The organism is Mesorhizobium tianshanense, from assembly GCF_007830515.1.
Taxonomy (GTDB): Bacteria; Pseudomonadota; Alphaproteobacteria; order Rhizobiales; family Rhizobiaceae; genus Mesorhizobium; species Mesorhizobium tianshanense.
In genome coordinates this window covers 60,338-86,250 of record NZ_VLKT01000021.1, presented here as the reverse complement: position 1 = coordinate 86,250, position 25,913 = coordinate 60,338, and the positions used below count along the sequence as shown (strand labels likewise).

Below are 25,913 nucleotides of genomic sequence, written 5' to 3'. Positions count from 1 at the left end.
CGCCTGCGGCCTGCCGGTTGCGCGGACCAGATTTCAGGAGACAGAGATGGCCGATTGGGTTGAGGCGTGCGCCGTGGACGATGTCGAGGAAGAGGACGTGATCCGCTTCGATCATGGCGGCCGCACCTTCGCGATCTACCGTTCCCCGGACGACGAATTCTTCGCCACCGACGGGTTTTGCACCCATGAGAAGGCCCATCTGGCTGACGGGCTGGTGATGGACGACATCATCGAATGCCCCAAGCACAATGGCCGCTTCAACTACAAGACCGGCCAGGCCAAGGGCGCTCCGATCTGCGTTAATTTGCAGACCTATCCGGTCAAGGTCGAAGCGGGCAAGGTGATGATCCAGATCGCCTGATCGGCCAGCCGCAGCACGCAACAAAAGGAATCAAAATCGATGAGCCGGAAAAGACCCACGATCGCAGATCTGCGCGCCATGAAGGGCAAACGGCAGCTGACCATGCTGCGCGTTTTGACGATGGACGAGGCCGAGGCCGCCGAAAGAGCCGGGGTCGACATCGTCTCGGTGCCGCCGGAGCTGGTGCTGAACCCGCAATACCGCGATGCGGCGCCCAGCCTGTTCACCATGCCGGGCGACAATTTCTACGAGATCGGCACCGCCGACGACTTCGTGCGCTGGGCGTTCCGGCTCTACAAGGCCAGCGCCGACGCGGTCTACTGCAGCGCCGGCTTCGCCACCGTCAAGCGACTGGCCGATGACAATATCCCGGTGATCGGCCATGTCGGCCTGATCCCGTCGCGCGCCACCTGGACCGGCGGCTTCAAGGCCGTCGGCAAGACCGCCGACAGCGCCATGCAGATTTTCGAGGCGGTCAAGCAGTACCAGGCCGCAGGTGCTGTCGGAGCCGAGATCGAAGTGGTGCCGGTCGAGGCGGCCAAGGCGATTTCGGAACGGACCTCGCTGATCATGCTGTCGATGGGAGCGGGTACCGGCTGCGACGCGCAATATCTGTTCGCCGACGACATCCTTGGTCAGAACCGCGGCCATATGCCCCGCCATTCCAAGGTCTATCGCAATTTCGCCGCTGAATATGACCGCCTGCAGGCGGAACGCGTGGCTGCTTTTTCCGAGTATGTCGCCGATGTGAACAGCCTGGCCTATCCCGAAGACAAGCATGTGGTGCATATGGACCCGGACCAACTCGGTCTGTTCATGAAAAGGGTCGATGGCGCGTGAAACCTGACGGCAATGCTGCAACTGGCGATGTGAGGCCGGTTCATATTCTCAATCTATCGTGCGAAGACCGGCCGGGGGTCGTTGCCGCGGTCACCACGGAGCTTGCCGCGAACGGCGCCAACATTGCCGAAAGCAGCCAGTTCTGGGACCGGCAGAGCAATCGCTTCTTCATGCGGATCGCCTTCACAAGCCCGGCAGGCTCGACGAAGGACGATCTGGAGCGAGCCCTGAAATCGTCGGTCGATCGGTTCGGGATGAAAACCGCGCTGGTCGATCAGTCGCGCCGCCCGAAGATCGTCGTCATGGTCTCGAAGTTCGACCATGCGCTTCTCCATCTGCTTTACCAGATCAGGGTCGGCTGGCTGAATGCTGAGGTCGCCGCCGTCGTCTCCAATCATGAAGACGCCCGGCGCTTCGCCGAGATGGAGGATGTCCCCTACCATCATTGGCCGACGACCAGGGAAAACAAGGCCGAACAGGAGCAGAAGCTGCTGGATCTCGTGCAGGGGACGGGGTCGGAGCTCGTTGTCCTGGCGCGTTACATGCAGGTCTTTTCGCGGGGCCTGTCAGACCGGCTTTACGGGCGGGCGATCAACATCCACCATTCCTTTCTGCCGAGCTTCAAGGGCGCAAAACCCTATCACCAGGCCTTCGACCGCGGCGTCAAGCTGATCGGCGCGACAGCGCATTACGTGACATCGGATATCGACGAAGGCCCGATCATCGAACAGGAAACAGAGCGCGTCACCCATGCGATGAGCGCGGAGGATTTCGTGGCCGTCGGTCGCGACATCGAAAGCCGTGTGCTGGCACGGGCCGTCAAGCTGCATCTTGAAGCCCGCGTCATGCTCAACGGTCACAAGACAATCGTCTTTTGACGAGCGGTCGTTCGGCTCTCTAGGCCCGCCACTCCCCACTGGCGAGCGCGGCGTAAATCGCCTCGGCGTCGATGCCGAGCGGCCGGTCCTCGTTGAGCGGCAGAACAAGCGCGCGCACCGCTGCATGAATCGCGGCGGTCGCCGGCGCCAGCGTCATCCCGTTGCGCAGGTCTATGGCTTGTGCGGCAGCCATTAGCTCGAAGGCGATCAGCCGCTGCCACAGCACGATCATGTCGGCGCATTTCGAAACGGCCAGAGGTGTTTGCGTCGCGTGGTCCTCGACGCCCTCCGAGACCGGCAGGAAGTCGAGCATCACCGGATTGGCCTTGTGGCGGATGGCGGCGAGGATAGCGGTCACAGTCTTTTGCAGCGGCACGAAGCCAGCCGAGGCGCAGCCGACCGGCGAAAGATATTTGGGCAGGCCGTTGCGGCCCGAGCCGGTGAGCTGGATAAAGCGGGCGGTGGAGGCGGCCGCACATTGAGCGATGGCCAGGCCAAGCGTCTCGAAAGCCAGCGACAGTGACGCGGTGTGGAAATTGCCGGTCGACAGCACCATGTCGTCGTCGCCCAGCACCAGTGGGTTGTCGGCGGCGGCGTTGAGCTCGATCTCGACAGCTTGCCTAGCCTGATCGATTGCCTGTAGCAGCGCGCCATGGATCGACGGCATGCAGCGGATCGACAGTGGGTCCTGCAAGGTCGTCGGCGCCGCCGTCTCTTCGCGCGTCAGAAGATCGCGCAAGCCTTGCGCGGCCTGCTTCTGGCCGGCGGCCGGCCGCGCCGCATGCAAGCGAGGATCGAGGATCGTCTGGTTGGCGCCGATGGCTTCCATAGTCAGCGCGCCCGCGTGCTGTTGTTGTGCGAAGGCCGACAGTGCGTCGGCCACCGCCAGTGCGCCGCCGCCGGCGGACACCGCCGAGGCGTTTATCAGCGACAGCCCGTCCTTGGGCGCGAGGCTGACAGGGGCGAGGCGCGCCATCGCCAGCGCCTTGGCCGCCGGCATGCGCCGGCCCTGAAAGTTGGCTTCGCCGTCGCCGGTCAGCATGCGGCCGAACGTTGCCATCAGTACGAGGTCGCTGTCGCCGATCGAGCCCAGCGATGGCATCACCGGATGCACGCCGGCATTGAGCGCTTCAATGAGTGCGACGAAAACCCCTGATGAAATGCCCGAACCGCCGGCCGAAAACATCGCCGCGCGGGCAAGCATCGTCGCCCGCACGATGTCTTGCGGCAGCGCGTCACCCACCGCGCCGCTGCGTCCCTCCAGCAACTGGCGCTGGAACGCGCTGGCGTCGCCGCTGACCGACGTGCCGAGATTGGCGCCGAGGCCGGTGTTGAGCCCATAGATCGACTGACCGGAGGCGGCGGCCCGGTCGAGCACTTTTCGTGCTCGGTCCAGCCTCTCCATGACCGTGGGGGCCACCTCCACCTTGCGGCCGTCGCGGGCAACCGCCGCGACATCCTCGACGCGGATGTCGGCCCCGGTGAGGATGAGCGCACTCATGCGAAGCGCAGCCGCTGGCCGATGCCTTGCGCTTGCGCCTTGGCCAGCATCGCCTTGCCCAGCGCTATGTCGGAGAGCGACAGGCCGCGATGCCAGAACAGGATCGTCTCGTCGTCGCTCTGGCGCCCAGCCTTGAGCCCGGCGGCGATCTGGCCAAGTTCGGCGTGCAGCGTCTGTTCGCTCAGCCGTCCGGTCTCGACATGGGCGCGCAGCGAGCCGAATTTGCCGCCCTTGCACTGGCCCCAGTCGTCGACGACGATCTTGGCCATGATGTCGGTCAGCGACAGCTCCACCGCGCTCATCGTGCCATAGGGCATCACCAGCGCGCCGGGCTTGATCCATTCGGTCTTCAGCAGCGGCTGCGGTTCCGGCAGCCGCGAGGCCTCGACGACGATGTCGGCGCCCTCGACGCAGGAGCGCCAGTGGGCGACCGCCGTGACCGGCTTGCCGAGATCGGCGGTAAGTTTTGCAGCAAAGCCGTCGCGGCTTTCTGGCCGGCGCGAATGCACGCGGATCTCGTCAAAGTCGAAGAGATGATCGAGCAGGCGCACGTTCCAGTAGGCGGTGCCGCGCGCGCCGATATGGCCGAGGATCTTCGACGTCTTTTTCGCCAGATGTTTCGCGCCGACGGCGGTGACAGCACCGGTGCGCATGTCGGTGATGACGGTGGCGTCGAGGATGGCGCGTGGCGTGCCGGTGCGTGGATCGAACAGGTTGAGGATGCCGAATTCCGACGGCAGGCCGTGCAGGTAATTGTCGACATAGTCGCCGACGATCTTGACGCCGGCCGCATCGAGCGGCGCGACGTAGCCGCGCAGGACATTGAAATGGCCGTTGAAGGACGGGTCGGGCTCGAGATGGACGCGGGGCTCGATCACCGTCTGGCCGTTGCCCTGCGCCACCAGCCCGGCCTCGACCGCTTCGATGATTTCCGCATCGGTCATATCAAGTGCTTCGATGTCGAGGGCGTTGAGATAATCGATGTAAATGGGCTTCATGCGCACACAGTTCCTAGTCAGAAGAGGCGAAACGAAATCGCGAAGTGTCAAAGGCTGGTTCGATGGCGAGGTTCAGTCATCGCATAACAGGTCGCGATACGACACGAAAGTTTGTTGGTCCATGTCTGGACGGCGCCGCCCAAATGCTGTTCAAACCGCTGCGTCATCGATTTGCCGGACAATTGCTTGGTTCCCAGTGGCGCGGGAAAAACTTTCGTACAGTTCTGCGCATGACCGCCATTGCCGAAAACAAAGTCTTGGCCGAAACGGCGGCGCGGCAAGCGCGGCGCGTGGCGCTGATCGTCGCCGTCGCCTTCTTCATGCAGCTTCTGGATTCGACGATCATCTCGACATCGCTGCCGCAGATGGGAGACTCCTTCGGCGTGCCGGCGGTGGCGATGAGCATCGGCATCACCGTCTATATGCTGACCATGGCGGTATTCGTGCCGCTGTCGGGCTGGCTCGCCGACCGCTTTGGCGCGCGCAACATCTTCCTCGTGGCGATCACGCTGTTCACGCTGGCCTCGATCGCCTGCGGCATCTCGCAGAACCTGACCCAGTTCGTCGCCGCGCGTGCCGCACAAGGTCTGGGCAGTGCGCTGATGACGCCGGTCGGCCGCATCCTGGTGCTGCGCAACGCGCCGAAATCGGAACTCCTCAACGCCACCGCGCTGATCACCTGGCCGGCGCTGTTCGCGCCGGTGATCGGACCGGTGCTGGGCGGCTTCATCACCACCTATCTCTCCTGGCACTGGAATTTCTTCATCAACATTCCGCTCGGCGTGGCCGGCCTCGCGCTGGTCGCCCGCTACATTCCCGGCGACCGCGATTCCGAAACCAGGCCGTTCGACTGGCCGGGCTTCCTGTGGACGTCGATGGGACTCGCCTCGATGCTCTACGGCCTCGAGCGCATCGCCCATACCGAAGACGGCGCCTTGCCGACCGTGGCGCTGATCAGCACGGGTAGTCTGGTCGGCTGGCTGGCAGTGCGGCATCTGGTGCGTGCAAAAAATCCGCTGCTCGACCTCACAGCGTTCAAGGTGCAGACTTTCGCCATCTCGACGTTGTCGGCGGGCACCATTTTCCGGGTCGCCATCAACGCAACGCCGTTCCTGCTGCCGCTGCTGTTCCAGGTCGGCTTCGGCCTGAGACCCGTCGATGCCGGCATGCTGATCCTCGCTTATTTCCTCGGCAATCTCGGCATGAAGACGGTGACGACACCGACGCTGAGGCGTTTCGGGTTCCGCTCGGTGCTGGTCGTCAACGGCGTGATCGCCTCTTTGTCGATCATGGCTTGCGCGGCGATCTCGCCGCAGACCCCGCAAGCGCTGGTGGTGGCACTGATGCTGATCGCCGGATTGACGCGTTCGATGCAGTTCACCGCCCTCAACACGCTGGCCTTCGCCGACGTCGCCTCATCGCAGCGCAGTTCGGCGTCGACCTTGTCCAGCATGCTGCAGCAGGTGGCGATGCTGTTCGGCGTGGCGGTCGCGGCGGCGCTGCTCAACCTGTCGCAGATCGCGAGGGGCGTCCCGGCGCTCGACCTCGTCGACTTTCGCATCGCTTTCCTGGCGATCGGTGTGATCGGGCTCGCGGCCTCGTTCCGTTTCCTGGCGCTGCCGCCGGCCGCGGGCGCCGAGGTTTCGGGTCATTTGCCGCGGAATTGACATCGAAATTCTACGGTAGTTGTCCGCCCTGTGTCGGCGGAGGCTGGAGTAGGGAAGGCGCGTACTCTCACACCGGCCTGTAAACCCGCTCCGCCGTGTTCCAGAAGATATCCGCCTCGGCGGCCGCGCCATGGTTGGCCACCGCGTCGCGATGCGCCTTGATCAGTTCGGCGTGGCTGGTCCACAGTTTCTCGATCGGGAAGTTCGAACCGAACATCAGGTGGTCGCTGCCGAGGATGTCGATCGCGTTGTCGACGATATAGGCGATCAGCGCCGGATCGTTGCGATGGACGAAGGTGCCGAGGCCGGAGAGCTTGGCATAGAGGTTGGGCGCCGCCGACAGGGTGCGCAGCCCGGCCTTCCAGGCTTCAGTGGTTTCCTCCGACATGTCGGTGAGCATACCGGCATGGGTGAGGATGAAATTGGTCTTGGGGTTCTCGCTGATAAGCGCCAGCCCGTCCTGCATCTGGGCCGGGAAAAGCTGCAGGTCGAAGGACAGGCCGTAGTCCTTCAGCCGCGCCACATTGGCCCTTACCTTCGGATCGATGACCTGGCCTGCCGAAGCGGCGAAGCGGAAGGCCGGCGTTTCGTGCCAGTGCAGTTGCATGCGCACGCCGCGCAGCAGCGGATACTTTTTCAACCGGTCGATCTGGGGGCGCACATCGTCCACCGTCATGTCGGCATAGCTGACGATGGCGTGCGGCCAGCCGGTCTCCTCTGCCGTCTTCTGCAGGAAGGCGACCTCGTTCTCGAAATCCTCCTTGGCCCAGTTGGTCTGGACGTAGACCGCCTTTTCGACGCCCGAGCCTTTCTGGTCGGCGAGGAATTCCTCGATCGGATAGTCGCGGCGGATCGGTTCGTAAGGACCGAAGATGCGCGGCACCATCGGGCCGACCAGCCAGGGCTGGTCCTGTTGGCGCCAGATGTGGAAATGCGCGTCGATCGCCTTCTGCATCATGAAACCCTTTTCCAGATTGCCGCGGCCGCCGGGGCGGGGCGGGCGAGCGACAGGATGAATTCGGTGAGACCGGCGATGGACGAGCCGTCGACGAGATCGTCGAGCACCGGCAGGATGGCGCGCAGCGCTGACGTCGCCGGCTGGAAGCGCGGATCGCCGGCCAGCGGCGTCGCCAGCGTAAGCCGGAAGGCGCGGGCGCTCAGCCGGCGCATCGCCATTTCCAGCTCGGCATGATCGCCGCGCTCCAGCGCGTCCGAAAGGATGACGACCATCGCCCCGCGCGCGAACGCGGAAAAGCGCGGCACCGACAGGAAGGCGAGCAGCGTCGGCCCCATACGTGTGCCGCCGTCCCAGTCGTCGACCAGTGCCGCCACGCGGGCCAGCGCCTGGTCGCGATCGCGGATGCGCAGCGCCGAGGTGATGCGGGTCAGCCGCGTGCCGAAGGTGAAGATCTCCGCCCGGTCCGCGCCTTGCACCGCCGCATGCGCCAGTTTGAGATAGCCTGACGTGTGCAGCTTCATCGAGCCCGACACGTCGATCAGCATCAGCAGCTTGCGCGGAACGATCTGCCTGCGGCGCAGCAGCGGCGAGGGGATATCGCCGTCGGCGCTGACGATTTCGCGCAGCGAACGGCGCAGATCGAGTTTGCCGCGCGCGTGCGTGCGCACGGTGCGGAAGGAGCGGCGGGCGGGCAGGGCAGCCGAGAGTTTGCGGCGGAAGGCGGTCAATCCGTCGCCGTCGCGCTGGAAGTCGCGGGCGCTCAACCGTTCGGCGCTGGACGCCAGCTCGCCGCCTTCCTCCTGGCGCACCACCTCGCTCGCTTCGTCGCTGGCGCCGCCGTCGTCCTTGATGCGGGTCTCCTCGTCGCTGTCGCCTTCGACCACGGCAGCGGTGCTGCCGTAGAAATGGCTCTGGAAATGCGCTTCGAATTCGTCGCGGCGGTCGGGCGGCGGCGCCAGCGTGGCTAGGGCTGCCTCATGGATGTCATTCATCGAGCGGGGACCAAGCAGCGTCACCGCCTGCATGAAGCCCGACACCTGTTCGGGCGCGACAGGAAAACCGAAGTGGCGCAGCAGCCGACCGAAACCGAGCAAGGGCGCGGCCGCTTGGGGCAAGGCTGTGGCGCTCACGCCAATGCCTCCTCGACGATCCGGCCAAGCTCGGGCGCGATGTAGGACAGGTCCTCCTCGTCCTTGATCAGCACGCCGATGGCGCGGCGAAAGGCTTCCGGCCACGGACTGCCACCCTTTTCGAGGATTGTCGCGGCATTGGCCCATTCGACCGCTTCGGCGATGCCGGGCGGCTTGGCCAGCGGGCGGGCGCGGATGTCGCGCACGGCAGAGGCCACGGCGCGCGCAGTGGCTTGCGCCACATCGCCGGCACGCAGCATGATGATGGCGGCCTCGCGCTCGGCGTCGGGATAGGTGATCCAGTGATAGACGCAGCGCCGCCGCAGCGCTTCCGCCAGTTCACGGGTGCGGTTCGAGGTGAGGATGACGATCGGCTGTGCCGTCGCGCGAATGGTGCCTCTCTCAGGGATGCTGATCTGGAAATCGGAAAGGAATTCCAGGAGCAGCGCTTCGAACTCATGGTCCGAACGGTCGATCTCGTCGACCAGCAGCACGCGCTTTTCCGGCGCCTTCAGCACCTGCAGCAGCGGCCGCGCGATCAGGAAACGGTCGTCATAGATGTCGATCTCATGCTCGCCAGCGTGGCGGATGGCGAGCAACTGGCGCTGGTAGTTCCATTCGTAGAGCGCGTGTGCTGCGTCGATGCCCTCATAGCATTGCAGCCGCACCAGGTCGCGCCCGAGCAGGTCGGCTATTGCCTTCGCCGCCTCCGTCTTGCCGACGCCGGGCGCGCCTTCCAGCAGCAGCGGCTTGCCCAGCCTTATCGCCAGGAAGATGGCGGTCGCCAGGCTTTCATCGGCCAGATAGCGCGAGGCGGCGAGGCGGGACGCCACCGCCTCCGGCGAGGTCGCGACAGTCTCGGCGCTTCCAGTCCGGGCGCTTGTAGTCCGGGCGCTTGTAGTCCGGGCGCTTCTCTTGGGCATTTCCAGCACTCAGTTCGATGCCTGCGCCTTCAGCGCCCTCAGGATGCGCTCCGGCGTGATCGGCAGCGTGTCGATGCGCACGCCGACCGCGTCGAAGACGGCATTGGCGACCGCCGGGATTTGCGGGTTGGCGCACATTTCGCCCGGCCCCTTGGCGCCGTAAGGCCCGTCGGCCGACGGCCGTTCCAGCACGATGATCTCGGTTTGCGCGAGGTCGCCCGGCCCCGGCATCAGATACTGGTTGAAGTCGGTGCCGCCATGGTCGCGATTGGGATAATAAGGCTCGGTCGCCTCGTAGAGCGCATGGCTGATGCCCATCCATGAGCCGCCGACAAGCTGCTGCTCGACCATTTTCGGGTTCAACGCGCGGCCGATCTCGAAGACGTTCTTCACCGTCAGCACGGTGACTTCGCCGGTCTCGTCGTCGACCTCGACCTCGGCGACGGTGCAGGCATGGGCATAGCAGGTCGATGGCTTCATCGCGCCGGTCTCCTTCTCCGGATAGGAGCGCGGGATGAGGAACATGCCGCGGCCGGAAATAGAGCGGCCGCGCTTGAAATGCGCCGACAGCGCGACATCGAAGATCGAGATCGATCTTTGCGGCGCGCCCTTGACCAGGATGTTGCCCTGGCCGTCGGTCTCGAGGTCCGACGTGTTGACTTCCAGTTCCTCGGCCGCCACTTCCAGCATCACCTGGCGGGCTTCCCTGGCCGCCTGGATGACGGCATTGCCGGCGCGGTGCGTGCCGCGCGAAGCGAAGGTGCCCATGCAGTGCGGGCCGGTGTCGGTGTCGGCGGTGTCGACGACGACGCGGTCGGTCGGCACGCCGATCGTCTCGGCGCAGATCTGCGCCATGATCTGCTTCATGCCCTGGCCGAGATCGACGCTCGACAGCGTCACCATGAAATTGCCGGTCGGCGTCGAATGCACCAGCGCCTGGGTCGGGTCGCCGCCGAGATTCATGCCGGTCGGATAGTTGATCGCGGCGACGCCGCGTCCGCGCCTGATCGCCATCTCAAGCTCCCTTCGCGTAGGACGACATGGAGAGGTACTTCTCCGCCACCGGCCAGTTGGCCGCGCGCGAGGCTTCCTGCATGCACTCGATCAGCGCGGCACCCTCGGTCGGCTGGCGATGCGCCTTCATGTCGCCGTCGCGATAGGCGTTGATGAAGCGGAATTCGAGCGGGTCCATGCCGATCAGCCGAGCGAGCTTGTCCATCTGCACCTCAAGCGCGAAATCGCCTATGGTGACGCCGAAGCCGCGCATCGCGGAGGAGGGAGTGCGGTTGGTGTAGACGCAATAGGTGTCGATCCAGACATTCGGGATCGTGTAGGGGCCGGGATAGTGGCCGGCGCCCTTCTGCGCGCCATAGGGCGAATGGCGCGAATAGGCGCCGGCATCGGTGTAGCCGGTGACCTTGCGGGCGACGATGCGGCCGTCCTTCATGACGCCGTCCTTGATGACGACCTTCTCGGCAGCGCGCGGCGAGGAGATCTGCATCTCTTCCTCGCGGCTGTAGATGAAGGAGACCGGACGCCCGGTGAGCTTGGCGCCGAGTATGGCGATCGGCTCGACGATGACGTCGACCTTGCCGCCAAAGCCGCCGCCGACGGTGCCGCCGACGAAATGCAGCTTGCTACCGGGCATCTGCAGGATGATCGAGGCATTGTCGAGGGTGAAGAACATCGCCTGCGTGTTGGTATAGCAGGTGAAGCGGTCATTGCCTTCGGGCGCGACGATGCAGCCGGTCGTCTCGGTCGGCGCGTGCTCGATCGGTGAGGACTGGTAGGTCTGTTCCAGGATGTGGTCGGCGCCGGCGAAGCCGGCATCGACATCGCCGAAGCGCACCTTGCGGCATTCGCCGCTGTCATAGAGATAGTGGTTCTGGCCGTGATATTCGTTGACCAGCGGCGCGCCGGGCTTCAGCGCTTCCTCCATGTCGAAGACGGCCGGCAGCACTTCGTAGTCGACTTTGACCTTGGCCGCCGCTTCCTGCGCGGCCCGCTCGGTCTCGGCCAGCATCGCCACCACCGCCTCGCCCTTCCAGCGCACCTTGCTGTCGGCCAGCACCGTCTCGTCCTCCGGTCCGATCTGGATGAGGATTAGGATGGTGTAGACATTGTGGGGCACGTCCTTGGCGGTCAGCACCTTGACGACGCCCGGGTGCTTCTCCGCCTCCGACGTGTCGATGCTGCGGATGCGCGCGTGATGGTGCGGGCTGCGCACCATCTTCAGATGCAGCATACCGGGAAAATTGCGGTCGGCAAAATAGGCGGTCTTGCCGGTGACATGGCTGGGGGAATCCGAACGCGGCCGCGGCTGGCCGATTTCGTGCAGATCGTCCTTGCGCTGGTCGGCGAAGTAGCTCTTGCGGAGTTCCATCTTTTTGACTCCCCTCAAGCCGCGTGCTGCGAATTGGATCGCGCAGCGGTCAGCACCGCCTGGATGATCGGCTCGTAGCCGGTGCAGCGGCAGATATTGCCCGACAGTGCCTCGACGACATCCTCGCGGCTGGGACTCGGCGTGTGGTCGAGCAGCACCTTGGCCGCCATGATCATGCCCGGCGTGCAGAAGCCGCATTGGGTGGCGAAGGCGTCGAGGAAGGCGCGCTGCAAAGGATGCAGCACACCGCCTTCCGAGAGCCCCGATGTCGTGGTGATGGCGGCGCCGTTGCAGGTCTCGGCCAGCGTCAGGCAGGAGAGCCGGAGCTCACCGTCGATGATGACCGAGCAGGCGCCGCATGTGCCTTGGTGGCAGCCGCCTTTCGGCGAGGTGTCGCCGATCTTGTCGCGCAGTGCGTTGAGCAGCGTCGTGCCGCTGTCGATGAATTCGGCCTTCTCCGCGCCGTTGAGCGTGAACTGAACCGGGACCTTTGCCATGTTTCCTCCTTGCGCGCTGCCCTAGCCAAGGCAAGTGCACGCCCCTAACGAGCAATTTCAGCCGAGCAGCAGCCGGCCGAGATGGACCGGCAGGACTTGCGTGCGATACCAGGCGCTGGCGATCGGATCGGTGGCGGGCGAGGTGCCATCACTCGCGACGGCCAGTGCCGGCGCGATGCCGTCGCTGGTCAGCGTCCGGCCTGCCAATGCCTTCTCCGCCGCCCTCGCGCGCATCGGCCGGTCGGCCATGCAGCCAAGCGCGATCCGCGCCGAAGATACGGTTCCGTCCGGCGCCTGTTCCAGAACAGTGGCGACGCTCAGCACCGAGACGCCCTTCGGCTTGACCCGCGACACTTTCAGGAAGCGAAAGCCGCCTTCCACTGGCAAGCTGAAACCAACCGCGGTGACGATGGCGTGATTGCTTTCGCGTGTTGCCAGGAAGGTTTCGATCGGCAGCTCACCGCTATCGCTGCTGACGGTGGCATCCAACGCCAGCAGCGCGACGGTGAAATCGCCATAGGGCGCCGGGGCGAAGAGATTGCCGCCGACGGTCGCCATGTTGCGGATCGCCGGGCCGCCGACGGCGCGCGCGGCGCGGGCGAGAGGTGCGAGATCCGGATGACGGGCGATCGCGGCCATGGTTACCGAGGCACCGATGCGGACCTTGCCGCCGGAAACGGCGATGGCAGACAGTGAAGGCTCGGTCGACCTGACGAAGCCAGAGACCGAGACATCGCCTTCATTGACGGCGCGCACGACCAGCGTGCCGCCGCCGAGATAGCGGGTGCCGGCGGCTTTCAGCGCCGCATTCGCGTCCTTCACCGTCGAAAAAGTTTGCAGTGCAAGCGCCATGGAACGCTCCCTTGGCCTAGCTTTGGCCAGCGAAATGACTTTTCAAAGCATTGAAGCCACCCTGGAAGACGTTGGCGCCCATGCCTTCGGCCAATTTGTCGGCTTCTTCCGGAGGCGCGTCGAAGCTGGCGGTCCATTCGGCATAGGTGCGGTCGCCATCGGTCACCCGGCGCAACTGCAGCGTGGCCTTGTGATTGGTGAGGGGCTGCGGGGTCTCCAGGATGGAGTAGCTGACGAGAAAGTTCTCGTCGGAGAAGTCGAGCAGCTTTTCGCGGAGCCGGGCGCCGCTGGCGAGCTCGAAATTGCGCACGCAGCCAATCGTTTCGGCATCCTTTCCGTCCTCGATATGGCTTTCGACCATGCGCGGATGCCAGCTCGGCAGACCGTTGAAATCGCGTATGCGCGCCCAGACCTTTTCGACCGGTGCGTCGATGACGCTGGAGATGGTGACTTTCGCCATATGATCGTTCCCTTGCGAGTTAGCACCTCAGAAGGCTAGGGCGGCAAGCCCGACGGCGCTTATCAATGCGTCTTGAACGCCTATCAATGAGTCTGAAAAACGGGCAGTCTGAAAATGGGCAGGCTGAAAAACGGCACGAGAGTGGGCTCAGGAAATGGCCCGCGCCGCCTCGCGATAGAGTGTCGGCGGGACGCCGACATGGTCGCGGAAGAAACGCGAGAAATTGCCCTGCGTGGTAAAGCCGAGATTGCAGGCGACCGAGATCAGCGGCTCTTGCGACCATTGCAACTGCCGCACCGCTTCCTCCATGCGCAGCGTGTTCCAGTAGACGTTGGGCGTCAGGTTGGTCTGCTCCTTGAACAGGGCGAAGAAATGCGGCCGCGACAGGCCGACGCTGCGCGCCACATCGTCGAAGCAGATGCGTTCGCAGACATTGGCCTTCATCAGCTGGATCGCCTTGCGGACGCGGAAGTCCTGCATGGTGTGGACGCGGGCGCGTGCCACTTGCGGCGCCGAGGCGTCGGCGGCGTCGAGCACGCTGTCGATGAAGCGCTCGATCTCGTAATTGGCGATGTCGTCGATGCTCTCATTGTCGCTGAGATGGTCGAGAAGGTTGGCCGCCGCCTGGTGCAGCCAGGGCTCCAACGTGATCGCCGGCACTGAAAACAGCGGCGCGGAAGAGGGCAGGTCGCGGCGCTGGCGCGCCCAGTCCGGATCGATGTAGAAGGCGAGGAACAGGCCGGGCCGGCCGTCGTGGGACAAAGCGTGGCTATGCGGCTGGAAGGAATTGATGCCGGCGGCGGTGCCGGGTCCAAGCCGCACCGTTTCGCGGCCGATGGTCATCTCGCCGGCCGTGCCTTCCAGCCAGATGATGATATGCGCCTCGACATGGGCATGGGTGACGAAGTCGCTGGCGACGTTCAGGACAGAAACATGTCCGAACCGGCCCCAGTAGAGCCTGATCGCTTCCGTCATGGGTATATCCTCCCGCGGACGACTGGCCTCCCTTCGCCTGCAATCGGGATAGTGCGGCTCAGTTCGGGCCTGCGTCAAGGCGCATGCGCACGCCTGGTGCCCGCCATGGGCCGCGCCGGCTGATTTTCAGACTGAGCGATAGGAAGAAGGTGAGTGTTTCCAGGCCGGTATGGCTAGACCGAAGCGGTCAGGCCGCCGTCGACATAGAGCGTATGGCCATTGACGAAGGACGACGCGTCCGAGGCCAGGAAGACGGCAGCGCCAATCAGTTCGTCGACATTGCCCCAGCGCCCGGCCGGCGTGCGCTTCTCCAGCCAGGCGGAGAATTCCGCATTGTCGACCAGCGCCTGGTTCATCTCGGTGCGGAAATAACCGGGCGCGATGGCATTGATCTGCAGGCCGTGCTTCGCCCAGTCGGCGCACATGCCCCTGGTCAGGTTCCTGATCGCGCCCTTGGTCGCGGTATAGGGAGCGATGCCGGTTCTCGCCAGTTCGCTCTGCACCGAGCCGATGTTGATGATCTTGCCCTTGCCGCGCGGGATCATGTGCCGCGCCACGGCCTTGCCGGCGTGGAAGGCGCCGGAGACATTGGTCTTGAACAGCCGTTCCCACTGCTCCTCGGGAAAATCCTCGAGCGGGGCGCGGAACTGCACGCCGGCATTGTTGACGAGCACGTCGATTGCGCCGATCTCGGCCTCGATCCGGGCAACGTCGCGGTCGACCGCATGAAAGTCGGTCACGTCGAAGATCGATGCATGCGCCTCAAAGCCGGCTTCGCGCAGCCTTGCCACAGCGCCACCGACTTTGCCCGGGTCGCGGCCGTTCAGCACCACGCTCGCGCCATGCTCGGCTAGGCCCCGCGCCAGGGCAAAGCCGATGCCTTGGCCGGAACCGGTAATCAGCACCAGCCGCCCGTCGAGGCTGAATAGCGATTTCGTCACCAGGCTCTCTTTCGTTTGACCATGACCCTATCCAAACCGGAGGTCAGCGCAGCAAAAACCGGCTTCCGCTTTTCGCTGACGCGGGCCTTCGGTTGGGGATCATGGTCCTAATCGTTGCGCCTGAAATTGCGTATCCGGTCGAACAGGACCGCCATCAGAATGGCGCTGCCGATGAAGGTGCCTTGCCAGAAGGCATTGATGCCGAGCAGGCCGAGACTGTTGCGGATCACCTCGATCAGCGCCGCGCCCACGACGGCGCCAAATGCCGTGCCCATGCCGCCGGCCAGGTTGGCGCCACCGATGACGGTGGCGGCGATCACCTGTAGCTCCATGCCGTTGCCGAGATTGGTGGTAACGGCGCCCAGCCAGCCGGTCTGGATGATGCCGGCAATGCCCGCGGCCAGCGCCGAGATCATGTAGACCGCGACCTTGATCTGGCGCACCGGAACGCCGGTCAGCGTCGCCGCATGCTCGTTGCCGCCAATGGCGAAGATGTGCCGGCCGAACTTCGTCCAGCGCAGCGTGAAGCCGGTGATCAGCGCCAGCAGGATCGTATAGAGCACCGGATTGGCGATGCCGAACACCCAGGCGCCGCCGCCCAGCGCCAGAAGTTTGTCGTGGTCCGGTCCGAACTGGAAGACGACGGTGTTGTTGGAGGCGACCATGGCGAGGCTGCGCGCTATCGACAGCATGCCGAGCGTCACCACGAAGGGCGGAAAGCCGAGATAGGCGATCAGGATACCGTTGAAGCCGCCAATGATCAGCGCTGTCGCGATCGAAGCGGCAATGCCAACCTCGATGCCGTAGCCGGCATGCATGGTCACGGCCAGCACCATCGAACATAGGCAAAGCACCGAGCCGACCGACAGGTCGATGCCGCCGGTGATTATGACGAAGGTCATGCCGAGCGCGACGATGGCGACGAAGGTGACGTTGCGGGTGATATTGTAGAGGTTCTTGGTCGTGGCGAAGGAATCCGTGGCCACGGACAGGAACAGGCAGGCGAGGATGACCGCGATCACCACCCAGAAGGTCTGGCTGGCAAACACCCTGGACAGCAAAGTGTGCTGTTTCTGTGCGATCGTCTGGTCAAGAGTTACTGCCATCGTCGACCTTTATCTGCTTGCGTGGTGAAACCGCTGACATCAAACCTGTTCGATAGCGCCGGTGATCAGCCCGGTGACTTCCTCGGGCGAACTCGACGCGATCGTCTTGTCGGCAACCTTGCGGCCGCGCCGCATGACGATGACGCGGTCGGCAACGTCAAAGACGTCGGGCATGCGGTGGCTGATCAGAACGACCGCGATGCCCTGGTCGCGCAAATGGCGGATCAGGTTCAGCACTTCGGCGACCTGCCGGACCGAGATCGCCGCCGTTGGCTCGTCCATCAGCACGATCTTGGCCTGTGAAAGCATGGTGCGGGCGATCGCCACCGCTTGCCGCTGGCCGCCCGACATCTGCTTGACCAGGTCGCGTGGGCGGGTCTCGGATTTCAACTCGGCGAAGATCTGGCCGGCGCGCTTGTACATCGCGGCGTAGTCGAGGATGCGGAACGGCCCGACGCCGCGGCGCAACTCGCGGCCGAGATAGACGTTCGCTGCGGCCGTCAGATTGTTGCACAGCGCCAGGTCCTGATGGACGATCTCGATGCCGTGCTGGCGCGCCTCCACCGGCTTGTGCAGGACCAGATCCTTGCCGTCCATCTGCATCGTGCCATGGCTCGGGGGGAAATTGCCGGCGATCATCTTGACCAGCGTCGACTTGCCGGCGCCGTTGTCGCCCATCAGGCCGACCACCTGTCCGGCCTCGATCGACAGCGACACGTCGTTGACCGCCTGGATGGCGCCGAAGTGTTTCGAGATGTTGGTGAGTTCGAGAACCGCCACCAGACTGCTTCCTCCCCGTGCTTTCCGGCCTGCGGTTCTGCCGCAGCCTCGCTCCTCCCCACTCCTCCTGGAAACAGCGATTTCGCCCATTTACGCATATGCCTCCTTGGCGTCAACAGCGGCTTCTTTCGAAAAATCCGTTTTGTAGGACAAATAGCATTGACGTTAGTCGCAAGCCGATATTACCTAAGCGTCGGAGGAGATTATGCCGATCTCCTGTTTCGGCTCACCGGGCGGAATCGGCGGAGGTTTATCGGTCAAGGATCGGGCAGCGACCGTATCGCGCTGGTCCGCGACCGCATCTGGAAATACTTATCGGCCCGGCTTGGCGACATGAGCGCTCGCGAAACGAACCTCTGTCACCGCGCATCCGGGCTGATCTGTGTGGCGGGCACGCCGTGTCCGTCTGTTTCAAGGGAGGACTGACATGAGGAAATCACTATTGCTCGCTGCCGTCGCCGTCATGGCGTTGGGCGCCGGGCCGGCTTTGGCTAAGAAACAGCTCGTCATCGTCGTGAAGGGTCTCGACAATCCGTTCTTCGAGGCCATCAACCAGGGTTGCCAGAAATGGAACTCGGAAAACGCCAGCTCGGAATATGAGTGCTTCTACACCGGCCCGGCGTCGACCTCGGACGAGGCCGGCGAAGCTCAGATCGTTCAGGACATGCTGAGCAAGCCCGATACAGTGGCGATGGCCATTTCGCCGTCCAACGCGCCGCTGATCGCGCAGACGATCAAAAGCGCCAATCCGTCGATCCCGATCATGACGCTCGACGCCGACCTCAGCAAGGAAGATGCGGGGCTGCGCAAGACCTATCTCGGCACCGACAACTACCTGATGGGATACAAGATCGGCGAGTACATCAAGAAGGGCAAGCCGGATGGTGGCAAGATCTGCACCATTGAAGGCAATCCGGCGGCTGACAACATCCTGCGCCGCGCCCAGGGCATGCGCGACGCGCTTTCTGGCCAGAAGGATCTCCCGGCGCTCGCCGGCGAGGGCGGCTGGACCGAGGTCGCCGGCTGCCCGGTGTTCACCAATGACGACGGCGCCAAGGGCGTGCAGGCGATGACCGATATCCTCGCCGCCAATCCCGACCTCGACGCCTTCGGCATCATGGGCGGCTGGCCGCTGTTCGGGGCACCGCAGCCCTATCGCGACCTGTTCAAGCCGATGGCCGAGAAAATCGCCAAGAATGAGTTCGTCATCGGCGCCGCCGATACGATCGGTGACGAAGTGGCCATTGCCAAGGAGGGTCTGGTGACCGCACTGGTCGGCCAGCGGCCGTTCGAGATGGGCTACAAGGCACCCTCGGTGATGATCGATTTGATCGAAGGCAAGCCCGTCGAGGATCCGGTCTTCACCGGTCTCGACGAGTGCACCAAGGATACGGTCGACACCTGCATCCAGAAGTAGGTTCGCAGTTTTCGGGGCGTCCGATCGACGGGCGCCCCGTCACACCGGTTCACGAAAAACGCACGAGGTGACGGCGCCGGGGCGATACGCTCCTGCTTTGCCGCGCCTTGAGTTCAGCCTGTGCCGGGGGAACGTGGATGCCGGACGCAAGATCAAGAAAACGACTTACCAAGGTCAAGGCACCGGCCAAGGTCAGGGCACCGGCCAAGGTCAGGGCACAGGCAGCCCGTCCGTCCGGCACTCGCCGTGCCGACGCGGCGCTCATTCCCGGATCGAGCGTGCATGCGTCGCTGGCCAACGAGATCGGCCTCAGGATCGTGCGCGGCGACTATCCGCCGGGAACCATCCTGCCCAACGAGGCCAAATGGTCCGAGACTTTCAACGTCAGCCGCTCGGCGGTGCGCGAGGCGATCAAGATGCTGATGGCCAAGAGCCTGCTCGCCTCGCGCCCGAAGATCGGCAGCTGGGTCGAGCCGAAGGAGCGCTGGAACCTGCTCGACCGCGACGTGCTCGCCTGGTACGCGACCTCGCCCGACCGCGAAATGTTCCTGCGCACCGTCCAGGAGTTCCGTCACATCATCGAGCCGGAAGCCAGCGCCTTTGCCGCGATCCGGCACAGCGACGAGCAGATGGCCGAGATCAGCCAGGCCTGCCGGGAGATGAGCGAAGCGGCGACGCTGCCGGAGCGCACCCGCGCCGACACGCGTTTTCATCTGGCCATCCTGCGCGCCTCCGGCAACGATCTTCTGGTGCCGCTCGGCGTGCTGATCGAATCCGCGCTCGACCATCTGTTCGTCTTCGTCACACTTCAGACCAGCGACCAGCGGCGGGCACAGTCACTGCACGAGGCGATCGAGAAGAACATCCGTCTCAGGCGTCCGGCGGCTGCAAGGAGTGCCGTGCACAGGCTGCTCGCCAACACCGACGACGTCATCGGGCGATCGCGCCGGTGATTTATCACATAGGTTTGCGCTGCCCCTCATCCGGCTGCCGCCACCTTCTCCCCGTATATTGACGGGGAGAAGGGGCTGGCCGCGATCTTGGCACACCTTCTTGCAACGCAGGTAGTTGACGAAATCATTGGCGAAAGCGTCCTTCTCCCCGTCTCTATACGGGGAGAAGGTGGAGGCAGCCGGATGAGGGGCGGCGCCGGCCTTGACCAAAACACCAGGCCCGGCCGCCTCAAATCTTCTACGATCTGCCATCCTTGACGGGCTTCAGGTCGACGCCGTTGACCTTGCCGATATGGGTCGCCAGCATCGGCACATATTGATCCGGCCCAGCGACGAAGGCGCCGGCGAAGGCGTTCTTCGTGGCATTGCCGAGCGGGTTGGCAATGCCGGCGGCACCCGCCATCGATTCGAGATAGGTGAGGTCCTTGAAGGCGTTGGCGATGGTGAATTTGTGCGCGTCGCGGTCGCCTTCAAGCGTCCAGCGCATGAAGGTCTGGTAGAAGCCGCAATCCATGCGGCCGTTGCGGATGACGCTGTCGAAACGCGGCGGCGAGATGCCGACCTTTTCGGCCAGCGCCAGCGCCTCGGAATAGATCGCCGCGTAGCCCAGCGAAATGAAATTGTTGAGCAGCTTCATGCGGTGGCCGTCGCCGGTGTCGCCGATATGGACGATGCGTCCGGCCCAGGTGTCGAGCACCGGCTTGAGGCGGGCAAAGACCGCGTCGGACGCGCCGACCATGGCGTCGAGCGTGCCTTCCCAGGCTTCCTTCGGCGTGCGGCTGAGCGGAGCGTCGACATAGTCGACGCCGAGCGCCTCGAGTTCGGCGGCAAGCGCCACCGTCGAGGTCGGATCCGAGGTCGAGCAGTCGACGACCACCGAGCCTTTCCTGAGGCCCTCCTTGAGGCCGCCGGGCCCGCGGATGACGGCTTCGACCTCGCGCGAGCCGGTGACGCAGATGAAGACGATATCGGATGCCGCCGCCACGTCGCGCGAGGTCGCCGCTTCCTTCGCGCCCCGGCCGAGCAGGTCTTCCGCCGGCTTGCGGTTCTTGCGGCCGAGAAAGGTCAGCGCGTAGCCCTTGTCGACGATGTTCTTCGCGATTCCGTGTCCCATCAGGCCAAGGCCGATGAAGCCGATCTTCTCGCTCGCGGCAGTCGTGTTCATGTCGTTTCGTCCTGTTTGCGGGTGGTCGATGGCAGCGCCGCCGTTGGCAGGCGAATTGTTGAAGCGGGTTTTTGCCGCAGGCGGTGGCAGGCGATTGCGGAGTTCGATATTGTCTGACAATACACATGAATCCTAAGGAATGTGGAGAGCAAAATGACGAAGCGGATCATGTTCACCGGCGGCAGCGGCAAGGCCGGGCGTCATGTCGTGCAGTATCTGGTCGAGCAGGGCTGCCAGGTGCTCAACATCGACACCAAGCCGCTCGACAATCCCAAGGTGCGTACGTTGATCACCGACATCACCGACAGCGGGCAGGTGTTCAATGCGCTGTCGAGCTATATGGGCCTGCATGAATTCGACCCGTCGCTGCGTTCGCAATCGGTCGATGCCGTGGTGCATTTCGCCGCCATCCCGCGCATCATGATCACGCCCGACAACGAGGTGTTTCGCATCAACGCGCTCGGCACCTACAATGTCATCGAGGCGGCGGTGAAGCTCGGTATCCGCAAGGTTGTGATCGCCTCCAGCGAGACGACCTACGGGCTGGTCTTCGCCAACGAGCCGCGTGATCCGACGCATTTCCCGCTCGACGAGGAGTATGACGTCGATCCGATGGACAGCTATGCGCTGTCCAAAATCGTAAACGAGAAGACGGCGCGCGCCTTCGCGCTGCGCAGCGGCACCGACATCTATGCCTTGCGCATCGGCAACGTCATCGAGCCAAACGAATATTCGCTGTTTCCGAAATGGTTCGCCGATCCGGGTTTCCGCAAGCGGATCGCCTGGAGCTACATCGACGCGCGCGACCTCGGCCAGATCACGCTGCGGGCCATCGAGAAGGACGGCCTCGGCTATCAGGTCTTCAACGCCGCCAATGACGACACCTCGTCCGACCTGCCGACGGCCGACTTGCTGAAGCGGTTTTATCCCGATGTTCCGGTCAAGGGCGAGCTCGGCGAGTACGAGACGCTGCTCTCCAACCGCAAGGCGCGGGATGTGCTCGGTTTTCGTCCGGAGCATAGCTGGCGCAAATACGTCAAAACGGCCTGACGGGGCGACGAATCCGGGCTGATCTGTGCATAGAAGCGGGCTTGGCGGCGCGAGGCTTTTCCCGTGCTTGACAGCTTTCGCAATCCGGCCTTTGTGAACGCATGCGGGACGGGAAGCCGAACAAGGGAGAAACACCGGCCAAGGCGGCGTCCGCCGAACGTCCGGCCGCCGCTCGCCGTGCCCCGGCCGGCGTTCGCCGTGCCGACGCCGCGCGTATGCCTGGCTCTAGCGTGCATGCATCGCTGGCCAACGAGATCGGCCTGAGAATCGTGCGCGGCGATTATCCGCCGGGAACCATCCTGCCCAACGAAGCCAAATGGTCGGAGACCTTCGACGTCAGCCGCTCGGCGGTGCGCGAGGCGATCAAGATGCTGATGGCCAAGAGCCTGCTCGCCTCGCGCCCGAAGATCGGCAGCTGGGTCGAGCCGAAAGAGCGCTGGAACCTGCTCGATCGCGACGTGCTCGCCTGGTACGCGACATCGCCCGACCGCGAGGTGTTCCTGAAAACGGTGCAAGAGTTCCGCCACATCATCGAGCCTGAAGCGACAGCTTTTGCCGCCCTGCGCCGCACCGACGAGCAGATGGCCGAGATCAGCCAGGCCTGCCGGGAAATGGGCGAGGCGACGACGTTGCAGGAGCGCACACGCGCCGACACGCGTTTTCATCTGGCCATCCTGCGCGCCTCGGGCAACGATCTCCTGGTGCCGCTCGGCGTGCTGATCGAATCGGCTTTCGATCATCTGTTCGCCTATACGACGCGGGAGCTGGACGATTTGCAGCATGCTCAGAAGCTGCACGAGGCGATCGAGAAGAATGTCCGCCTGCAGCGGCCGGATGCGGCGCGCAACGCGGTCCGCAAACTGTTGGCCAACACCGACGCCGTCATCAGGTCGCGCTGACAAGGCGCGCCGGGTGCCAATCTCCAGCCGACCAACGGCTCCAGAGACGGGAGCGGACATTGCAAGGCTTCCGAACTCCGAAATCACCGCAGCGCTTCGTCTCGATCTTCTCCGCTGTTCGCAGTCTCTTTGACGGCATCGGCAAGCACGCCGGTCAAAAACCAGGCTTCCGTTTCAGCCAATCCCTTAAGGGCGATGCTGCCGCGGCGTTCGAAGGCAAAGCGATGGCCGACCATCGCCACCACTTGGGCGGAGACCTGAATTCGGCCGGGCTCTCCATGAGCTTCCATGCGTTGAGCAACGTTCACCGCGTCGCCCCAGACGTCGTAGGAGACGCGCAGGTCACCGATCACCCCGGCGACGACCGTGCCGTTGTGGATGCCGATGCGCAAGGAGAGCCGGTGGCTTCCCAATGCCTTGTGCCGGCTCATTTGCTGCTGCATCTCGAGTGCCAGCCGGCAGATCGCCACGGCGCCGCGCCCGGCGTCTCCGTCGAGGCCGCCAACGGCCATATAGCTGTCGCCGATCGTCTTGATCTTGTCGACGCCGTTGCGGCTGCAGAGTTCGTCGAAGCTGCAGAACAGCTCGTCGAGCCATCCGACCAGCTCGTCGGGTCCGACTGCATTGGTTGCGGCGGTGAAGCCCGAGAGGTCGGCGAACATGATGCTCGCCGAAGAGACCTTGTCGGCGATGCGGCGCTCTTCGCCGCGCTTGAGGCGTGCCGCTATCGCCCGGGGCAATATCACGTCGATCAGGGATTCCGAGCGGGCGAATTCCTGTGAGAGCTCGATCTCGGCACGCCGCAGCGCCGTAAGGGCGTAGACGATCAGCAGCACGTTGATGATCATCGTGTTTATGAGCGCCTGAACGGCCAGCGTTTCCCGGAAGTCGGCTTGTTGGGGTATCATGAAGCCCGCGGGTCGCCCGAAATAAAGGGTCGCGATCAAGGCCAGGAACGCCGCGGCAAAGAAGATCGTGAACTGCCGCCAGTGCTCGATGCCGAAAATGAACAGCAAGAAACCGGCGAGCGTAAAGTAGATCTGAAGGCCGCTGTTCAGACCAAGTGCCAGAACCACGTAAGTGTGGCCGCCGATGGTCAGGGTCGACAGCGCCATGGCTCCGAGATTCTCCCCATAAGGATGCAGCCGGTGGATGGACAGGGCGAGAACGGTCACCACGGCATTGTAAATATGCAGCGGCATCAATTCCCAAGGGAAGAGGACAGCATTCAGCAACAGGTGCGAGAAGGCGTTGAGTGCGATGGCGAATGCGCCGATATTGGTGAAAATCTGCCGCCGGCGGATATAGGGATCCTCAGCCGTGACACCCAATTGGACAAGGCGCGAAATCCAGGGCGGGGCTTGGCGCTGGCGCGGTCTGCTTTTGGGGATGAGTTCGCGCAGACCGGCCATCGTCAGGCATTCATCGCGACCGAGATACGTCGGTTGAGTTCTGCCGGGTCTGTAAGAACGAGCGCACCGCGCGTCTTCGCAACAAGCCCGTCCCGGACAAGCGCCGATAATTCGCGTGACACCACCTCACGCCGGGACCCTATGCGCGCGGCGAGGTCGTTCTGCAGCGGCGGCGGCGTTATGATCCGCTCACCGCTGCTTCCGGTTCGCTGCCGCGACAGGCGCAGCAATTCGCAGAAAAGCCTCGGCCTCACCTGCAGGAACGAATATTCCGCAAGGCGCGTGTTCAGGCTGCGTATCCTTTCGGCCAGCAAAGCAAGGAAATGCAGGGCGAACACCGGATAGCTATCGAGCAACTCTGAAAAGATCGGAGCAGACATCACCATCAGCTCTGAACGGTGGAGTGCGGTGACGTTCGCGGCGCGCGGCTGGCCGTCGATGGCCGCCAGTTCGCCGAAACATCCACCCGCTCCCAACTCGCCGAGGATCACCTCTTTGCCCACCGGAGAGCGATAAAGAATGCGGACCCGGCCCGACACCATGAAATAGACGTCGGTACTCGGATCCTCGAAGTCGATGATCATCTGATTGGCGTCTACGCTCATCCGTCGGCAACGCCGCGAAATATGCACGCGCGTATCGGCGTCGAGTGTCTCGAACACTGGAATGGCATCCAGATCGGTCATCATCCCAACCCACCACTGCAAAGAAATCGCGCTGACCCTTCCGGCATATAGTGGCCGTGTGGTGCCGGACTGGCAAGCAAAGAGCGGCCTGGTTCATGATGTGACCGAATGCACATCGTGAAAGTTCGCCACGCGGCATGATCATCTCCATTGAAGGGCGGTTGGCGCTCTTCGCTAAACCCGGAGGAGATACGAACATGACCAGCAAACTTATCGGCATCGCAACAGCAGCCACCATCGCCATCGCGGCGCTTGGGTCGACGGCTTCCGCAGCACCATTGGCGGCCTTCGGCAACACCGGGCAGCAGAGCCAAGCCGCCGGCGACCTCGTCGTCAAGATCGGCGGAAAGCATCGCGGCCATCGCCACCACCGTCATGGCCACCGTTGGCACAAGTTCGGCCACGGTTTCTACGGCAGCTACTATCCCATCTATGATTACGGCTATGGCTGCTGGACCAAGAAGAAGATTTTCACCAAGCACGGCGTTTTCTGGAAGAAGATCTGGATTTGCGACTGAACCATCGTTTGGACACACCGAGGCCCGGCCCAATAGCTGCCGGGCCTCTTCTTATGCGATGTGATTGCAGCGCTTGCGAGTTTATTGCCGGCGCCTTTAGCTCTCTCTCGGGCGCCCAAATGCGGCGCGCAGTTCGTCCTTGGCGTCCTCCAGCACTTTCTTCTGCTTGGCCGGCAGGTTCTTGCCGGCCCGGTTGATGTAGAAATTCAGCATCGACATGGCGGACTGGAACGGCTCGGCCTTGCGCCGGTCGCTGTGTTCGGCCGATCGCTTGAGCGAGGCCGCGATCTTTTTGGGATCGTGGGATTCGAAGACATGTTCCTCGAGGTCCAGCGCATCGCTGTGCTCGGTCACGTCGGCCGACCATTTCCTTTTCGCGGTCATGCACAAACTCCTTCCCTTGGTGAGTTGATGAAAAACGCCGGGACGGCGGCTGCTGTTCCACTTCCGCTTAAATCCCTGGAGCCACGGATTTGCCTGTCGTGGCGCTGCTCGGCGCCGCGAATGTGCCGATAGTGGTGTCGAACCGGTCGATTTCGCAGAACCGCGACAGGAAACGCCTT

Annotated in this window: 26 protein-coding genes and 2 pseudogenes; 10 read left to right on the top strand and 18 right to left on the bottom strand. The window is 63.8% G+C overall.

What is annotated here, in order from left to right:
• Window positions 1-46: 46 nt before the first annotated feature.
• The 3 genes from IQ26_RS17815 to purU are packed head-to-tail and all read left to right on the top strand — an operon-like array spanning window position 47 to window position 2,079.
• Window positions 47-361, top strand: coding sequence for a MocE family 2Fe-2S type ferredoxin (locus IQ26_RS17815; protein ID WP_145719589.1), 315 nt, complete (start codon window positions 47-49; stop codon window positions 359-361).
• A 39-nt stretch (window positions 362-400) separates the two neighbouring features.
• Window positions 401-1,201: a 3-methyl-2-oxobutanoate hydroxymethyltransferase gene (locus IQ26_RS17810; RefSeq protein WP_145719587.1), complete on the top strand. Its 801-nt coding sequence runs from the start codon at window positions 401-403 to the stop codon at window positions 1,199-1,201.
• Window positions 1,198-2,079, top strand: a complete 882-nt coding sequence (purU, locus tag IQ26_RS17805) for a formyltetrahydrofolate deformylase (protein WP_145719585.1) — start codon at window positions 1,198-1,200, stop codon at window positions 2,077-2,079. The genes IQ26_RS17810 and purU overlap by 4 nt, the downstream gene beginning before the upstream one ends.
• Window positions 2,080-2,098: 19 nt before the next feature.
• Here purU and IQ26_RS17800 read toward each other — a convergent pair whose 3' ends face one another.
• Together IQ26_RS17800 and IQ26_RS17795 are read right to left on the bottom strand one after the other, a co-directional pair.
• On the bottom strand, window positions 2,099-3,580 hold the full coding sequence (locus tag IQ26_RS17800) for an HAL/PAL/TAL family ammonia-lyase (RefSeq protein WP_145719584.1): 1,482 nt from the start codon (window positions 3,578-3,580) through the stop codon (window positions 2,099-2,101).
• Window positions 3,577-4,578, bottom strand: coding sequence for an ornithine cyclodeaminase family protein (locus IQ26_RS17795; protein WP_145719582.1), 1,002 nt, complete (start codon window positions 4,576-4,578; stop codon window positions 3,577-3,579). The genes IQ26_RS17800 and IQ26_RS17795 overlap by 4 nt, the downstream gene beginning before the upstream one ends.
• A gap of 230 nt (window positions 4,579-4,808) precedes the next feature.
• Between IQ26_RS17795 and IQ26_RS17790 the strand changes: the two genes are divergently transcribed.
• Window positions 4,809-6,245, top strand: a complete 1,437-nt coding sequence (locus IQ26_RS17790) for a DHA2 family efflux MFS transporter permease subunit (RefSeq protein ID WP_145719580.1) — start codon at window positions 4,809-4,811, stop codon at window positions 6,243-6,245.
• 67 nt (window positions 6,246-6,312) lie between these two features.
• Here the strand turns inward: IQ26_RS17790 and IQ26_RS17785 are convergent, their stop codons facing one another.
• The 12 genes from IQ26_RS17785 to IQ26_RS17730 all read right to left on the bottom strand — a co-directional run bounded on the left by IQ26_RS17785 (window position 6,313) and on the right by IQ26_RS17730 (window position 17,250).
• Window positions 6,313-7,200 carry an amidohydrolase family protein gene (locus tag IQ26_RS17785; RefSeq protein ID WP_162458001.1) on the bottom strand — a complete coding sequence of 296 codons (888 nt, stop codon included), beginning with the start codon at window positions 7,198-7,200 and terminating at the stop codon, window positions 6,313-6,315.
• The gene (locus tag IQ26_RS17780; protein WP_208760180.1) at window positions 7,200-8,276 is read right to left on the bottom strand and encodes a vWA domain-containing protein; all 1,077 of its coding nucleotides are present in this window, start codon (window positions 8,274-8,276) and stop codon (window positions 7,200-7,202) included. The genes IQ26_RS17785 and IQ26_RS17780 overlap by 1 nt, the downstream gene beginning before the upstream one ends.
• A gap of 53 nt (window positions 8,277-8,329) precedes the next feature.
• Window positions 8,330-9,256 (bottom strand): AAA family ATPase, encoded by a 927-nt coding sequence (locus IQ26_RS17775; RefSeq protein ID WP_145719573.1) that lies wholly within the window; start codon window positions 9,254-9,256, stop codon window positions 8,330-8,332.
• A 9-nt stretch (window positions 9,257-9,265) separates the two neighbouring features.
• Entirely contained in the window at window positions 9,266-10,270 is a 1,005-nt protein-coding gene (locus IQ26_RS41095) for a xanthine dehydrogenase family protein molybdopterin-binding subunit (RefSeq protein WP_145719571.1), read from the bottom strand.
• A gap of 1 nt (window position 10,271) precedes the next feature.
• Window positions 10,272-11,639, bottom strand: a complete 1,368-nt coding sequence (locus tag IQ26_RS41090) for a xanthine dehydrogenase family protein molybdopterin-binding subunit (protein ID WP_145719568.1) — start codon at window positions 11,637-11,639, stop codon at window positions 10,272-10,274.
• A 14-nt stretch (window positions 11,640-11,653) separates the two neighbouring features.
• Window positions 11,654-12,136 (bottom strand): (2Fe-2S)-binding protein, encoded by a 483-nt coding sequence (locus IQ26_RS17760; RefSeq protein ID WP_145719565.1) that lies wholly within the window; start codon window positions 12,134-12,136, stop codon window positions 11,654-11,656.
• 57 nt (window positions 12,137-12,193) lie between these two features.
• Window positions 12,194-12,988, bottom strand: a complete 795-nt coding sequence (locus IQ26_RS17755; protein ID WP_145719563.1) for an FAD binding domain-containing protein — start codon at window positions 12,986-12,988, stop codon at window positions 12,194-12,196.
• Between the two features lie 16 nt (window positions 12,989-13,004).
• Window positions 13,005-13,448: an SRPBCC family protein gene (locus IQ26_RS17750; protein WP_145719561.1), complete on the bottom strand. Its 444-nt coding sequence runs from the start codon at window positions 13,446-13,448 to the stop codon at window positions 13,005-13,007.
• A 147-nt stretch (window positions 13,449-13,595) separates the two neighbouring features.
• Window positions 13,596-14,423: an AraC family transcriptional regulator gene (locus tag IQ26_RS17745; protein ID WP_145719559.1), complete on the bottom strand. Its 828-nt coding sequence runs from the start codon at window positions 14,421-14,423 to the stop codon at window positions 13,596-13,598.
• A 173-nt stretch (window positions 14,424-14,596) separates the two neighbouring features.
• The gene (locus IQ26_RS17740; protein WP_145719557.1) at window positions 14,597-15,364 is read right to left on the bottom strand and encodes an SDR family oxidoreductase; all 768 of its coding nucleotides are present in this window, start codon (window positions 15,362-15,364) and stop codon (window positions 14,597-14,599) included.
• 107 nt (window positions 15,365-15,471) lie between these two features.
• Entirely contained in the window at window positions 15,472-16,470 is a 999-nt protein-coding gene (locus IQ26_RS17735; protein WP_145719555.1) for an ABC transporter permease, read from the bottom strand.
• A 39-nt stretch (window positions 16,471-16,509) separates the two neighbouring features.
• Window positions 16,510-17,250 (bottom strand): ATP-binding cassette domain-containing protein, encoded by a 741-nt coding sequence (locus IQ26_RS17730; protein ID WP_145719553.1) that lies wholly within the window; start codon window positions 17,248-17,250, stop codon window positions 16,510-16,512.
• Window positions 17,251-17,677: 427 nt separating this feature from the next.
• Between IQ26_RS17730 and IQ26_RS17725 the strand changes: the two genes are divergently transcribed.
• Both IQ26_RS17725 and IQ26_RS17720 read left to right on the top strand, forming a co-directional pair.
• The gene (locus tag IQ26_RS17725) at window positions 17,678-18,667 is read left to right on the top strand and encodes a sugar-binding protein (RefSeq protein ID WP_145719551.1); all 990 of its coding nucleotides are present in this window, start codon (window positions 17,678-17,680) and stop codon (window positions 18,665-18,667) included.
• Window positions 18,668-18,804: 137 nt separating this feature from the next.
• Complete coding sequence (locus IQ26_RS17720; RefSeq protein ID WP_145719549.1) at window positions 18,805-19,620, top strand: FadR/GntR family transcriptional regulator; 816 nt, start codon at window positions 18,805-18,807, stop codon at window positions 19,618-19,620.
• A gap of 238 nt (window positions 19,621-19,858) precedes the next feature.
• On the opposite strand, the gene IQ26_RS17710 is transcribed toward IQ26_RS17720, so the two are convergent.
• Window positions 19,859-20,785, bottom strand: coding sequence for an NAD(P)-dependent oxidoreductase (locus IQ26_RS17710; protein ID WP_145719547.1), 927 nt, complete (start codon window positions 20,783-20,785; stop codon window positions 19,859-19,861).
• A gap of 153 nt (window positions 20,786-20,938) precedes the next feature.
• Between IQ26_RS17710 and IQ26_RS17705 the strand changes: the two genes are divergently transcribed.
• The 3 genes and pseudogenes from IQ26_RS17705 to IQ26_RS41480 form a co-directional block, all read left to right on the top strand.
• Window positions 20,939-21,835, top strand: coding sequence for an NAD-dependent epimerase/dehydratase family protein (locus IQ26_RS17705; RefSeq protein WP_145719545.1), 897 nt, complete (start codon window positions 20,939-20,941; stop codon window positions 21,833-21,835).
• 101 nt (window positions 21,836-21,936) lie between these two features.
• Window positions 21,937-22,734 (top strand): FadR/GntR family transcriptional regulator, encoded by a 798-nt coding sequence (locus tag IQ26_RS17700; protein WP_145719543.1) that lies wholly within the window; start codon window positions 21,937-21,939, stop codon window positions 22,732-22,734.
• A 38-nt stretch (window positions 22,735-22,772) separates the two neighbouring features.
• Window positions 22,773-22,865 (top strand): annotated as a pseudogene (locus tag IQ26_RS41480) (IS6 family transposase); the annotation flags it as partial.
• Window positions 22,866-22,898: 33 nt separating this feature from the next.
• On the opposite strand, the pseudogene IQ26_RS41275 reads toward IQ26_RS41480, so the two are convergent.
• Together IQ26_RS41275 and IQ26_RS17690 are read right to left on the bottom strand one after the other, a co-directional pair.
• Window positions 22,899-24,146 (bottom strand): annotated as a pseudogene (locus tag IQ26_RS41275) (adenylate/guanylate cyclase domain-containing protein); the annotation flags it as partial.
• 2 nt (window positions 24,147-24,148) lie between these two features.
• Window positions 24,149-24,835, bottom strand: coding sequence for a Crp/Fnr family transcriptional regulator (locus IQ26_RS17690; RefSeq protein ID WP_240547165.1), 687 nt, complete (start codon window positions 24,833-24,835; stop codon window positions 24,149-24,151).
• A 194-nt stretch (window positions 24,836-25,029) separates the two neighbouring features.
• Between IQ26_RS17690 and IQ26_RS17685 the strand changes: the two genes are divergently transcribed.
• Window positions 25,030-25,350: a hypothetical protein gene (locus IQ26_RS17685; protein ID WP_145719539.1), complete on the top strand. Its 321-nt coding sequence runs from the start codon at window positions 25,030-25,032 to the stop codon at window positions 25,348-25,350.
• A gap of 96 nt (window positions 25,351-25,446) precedes the next feature.
• Here the strand turns inward: IQ26_RS17685 and IQ26_RS17680 are convergent, their stop codons facing one another.
• Window positions 25,447-25,734: a DUF3175 domain-containing protein gene (locus IQ26_RS17680; RefSeq protein WP_145719537.1), complete on the bottom strand. Its 288-nt coding sequence runs from the start codon at window positions 25,732-25,734 to the stop codon at window positions 25,447-25,449.
• Between the last annotated feature and the right edge of the window lie 179 nt (window positions 25,735-25,913).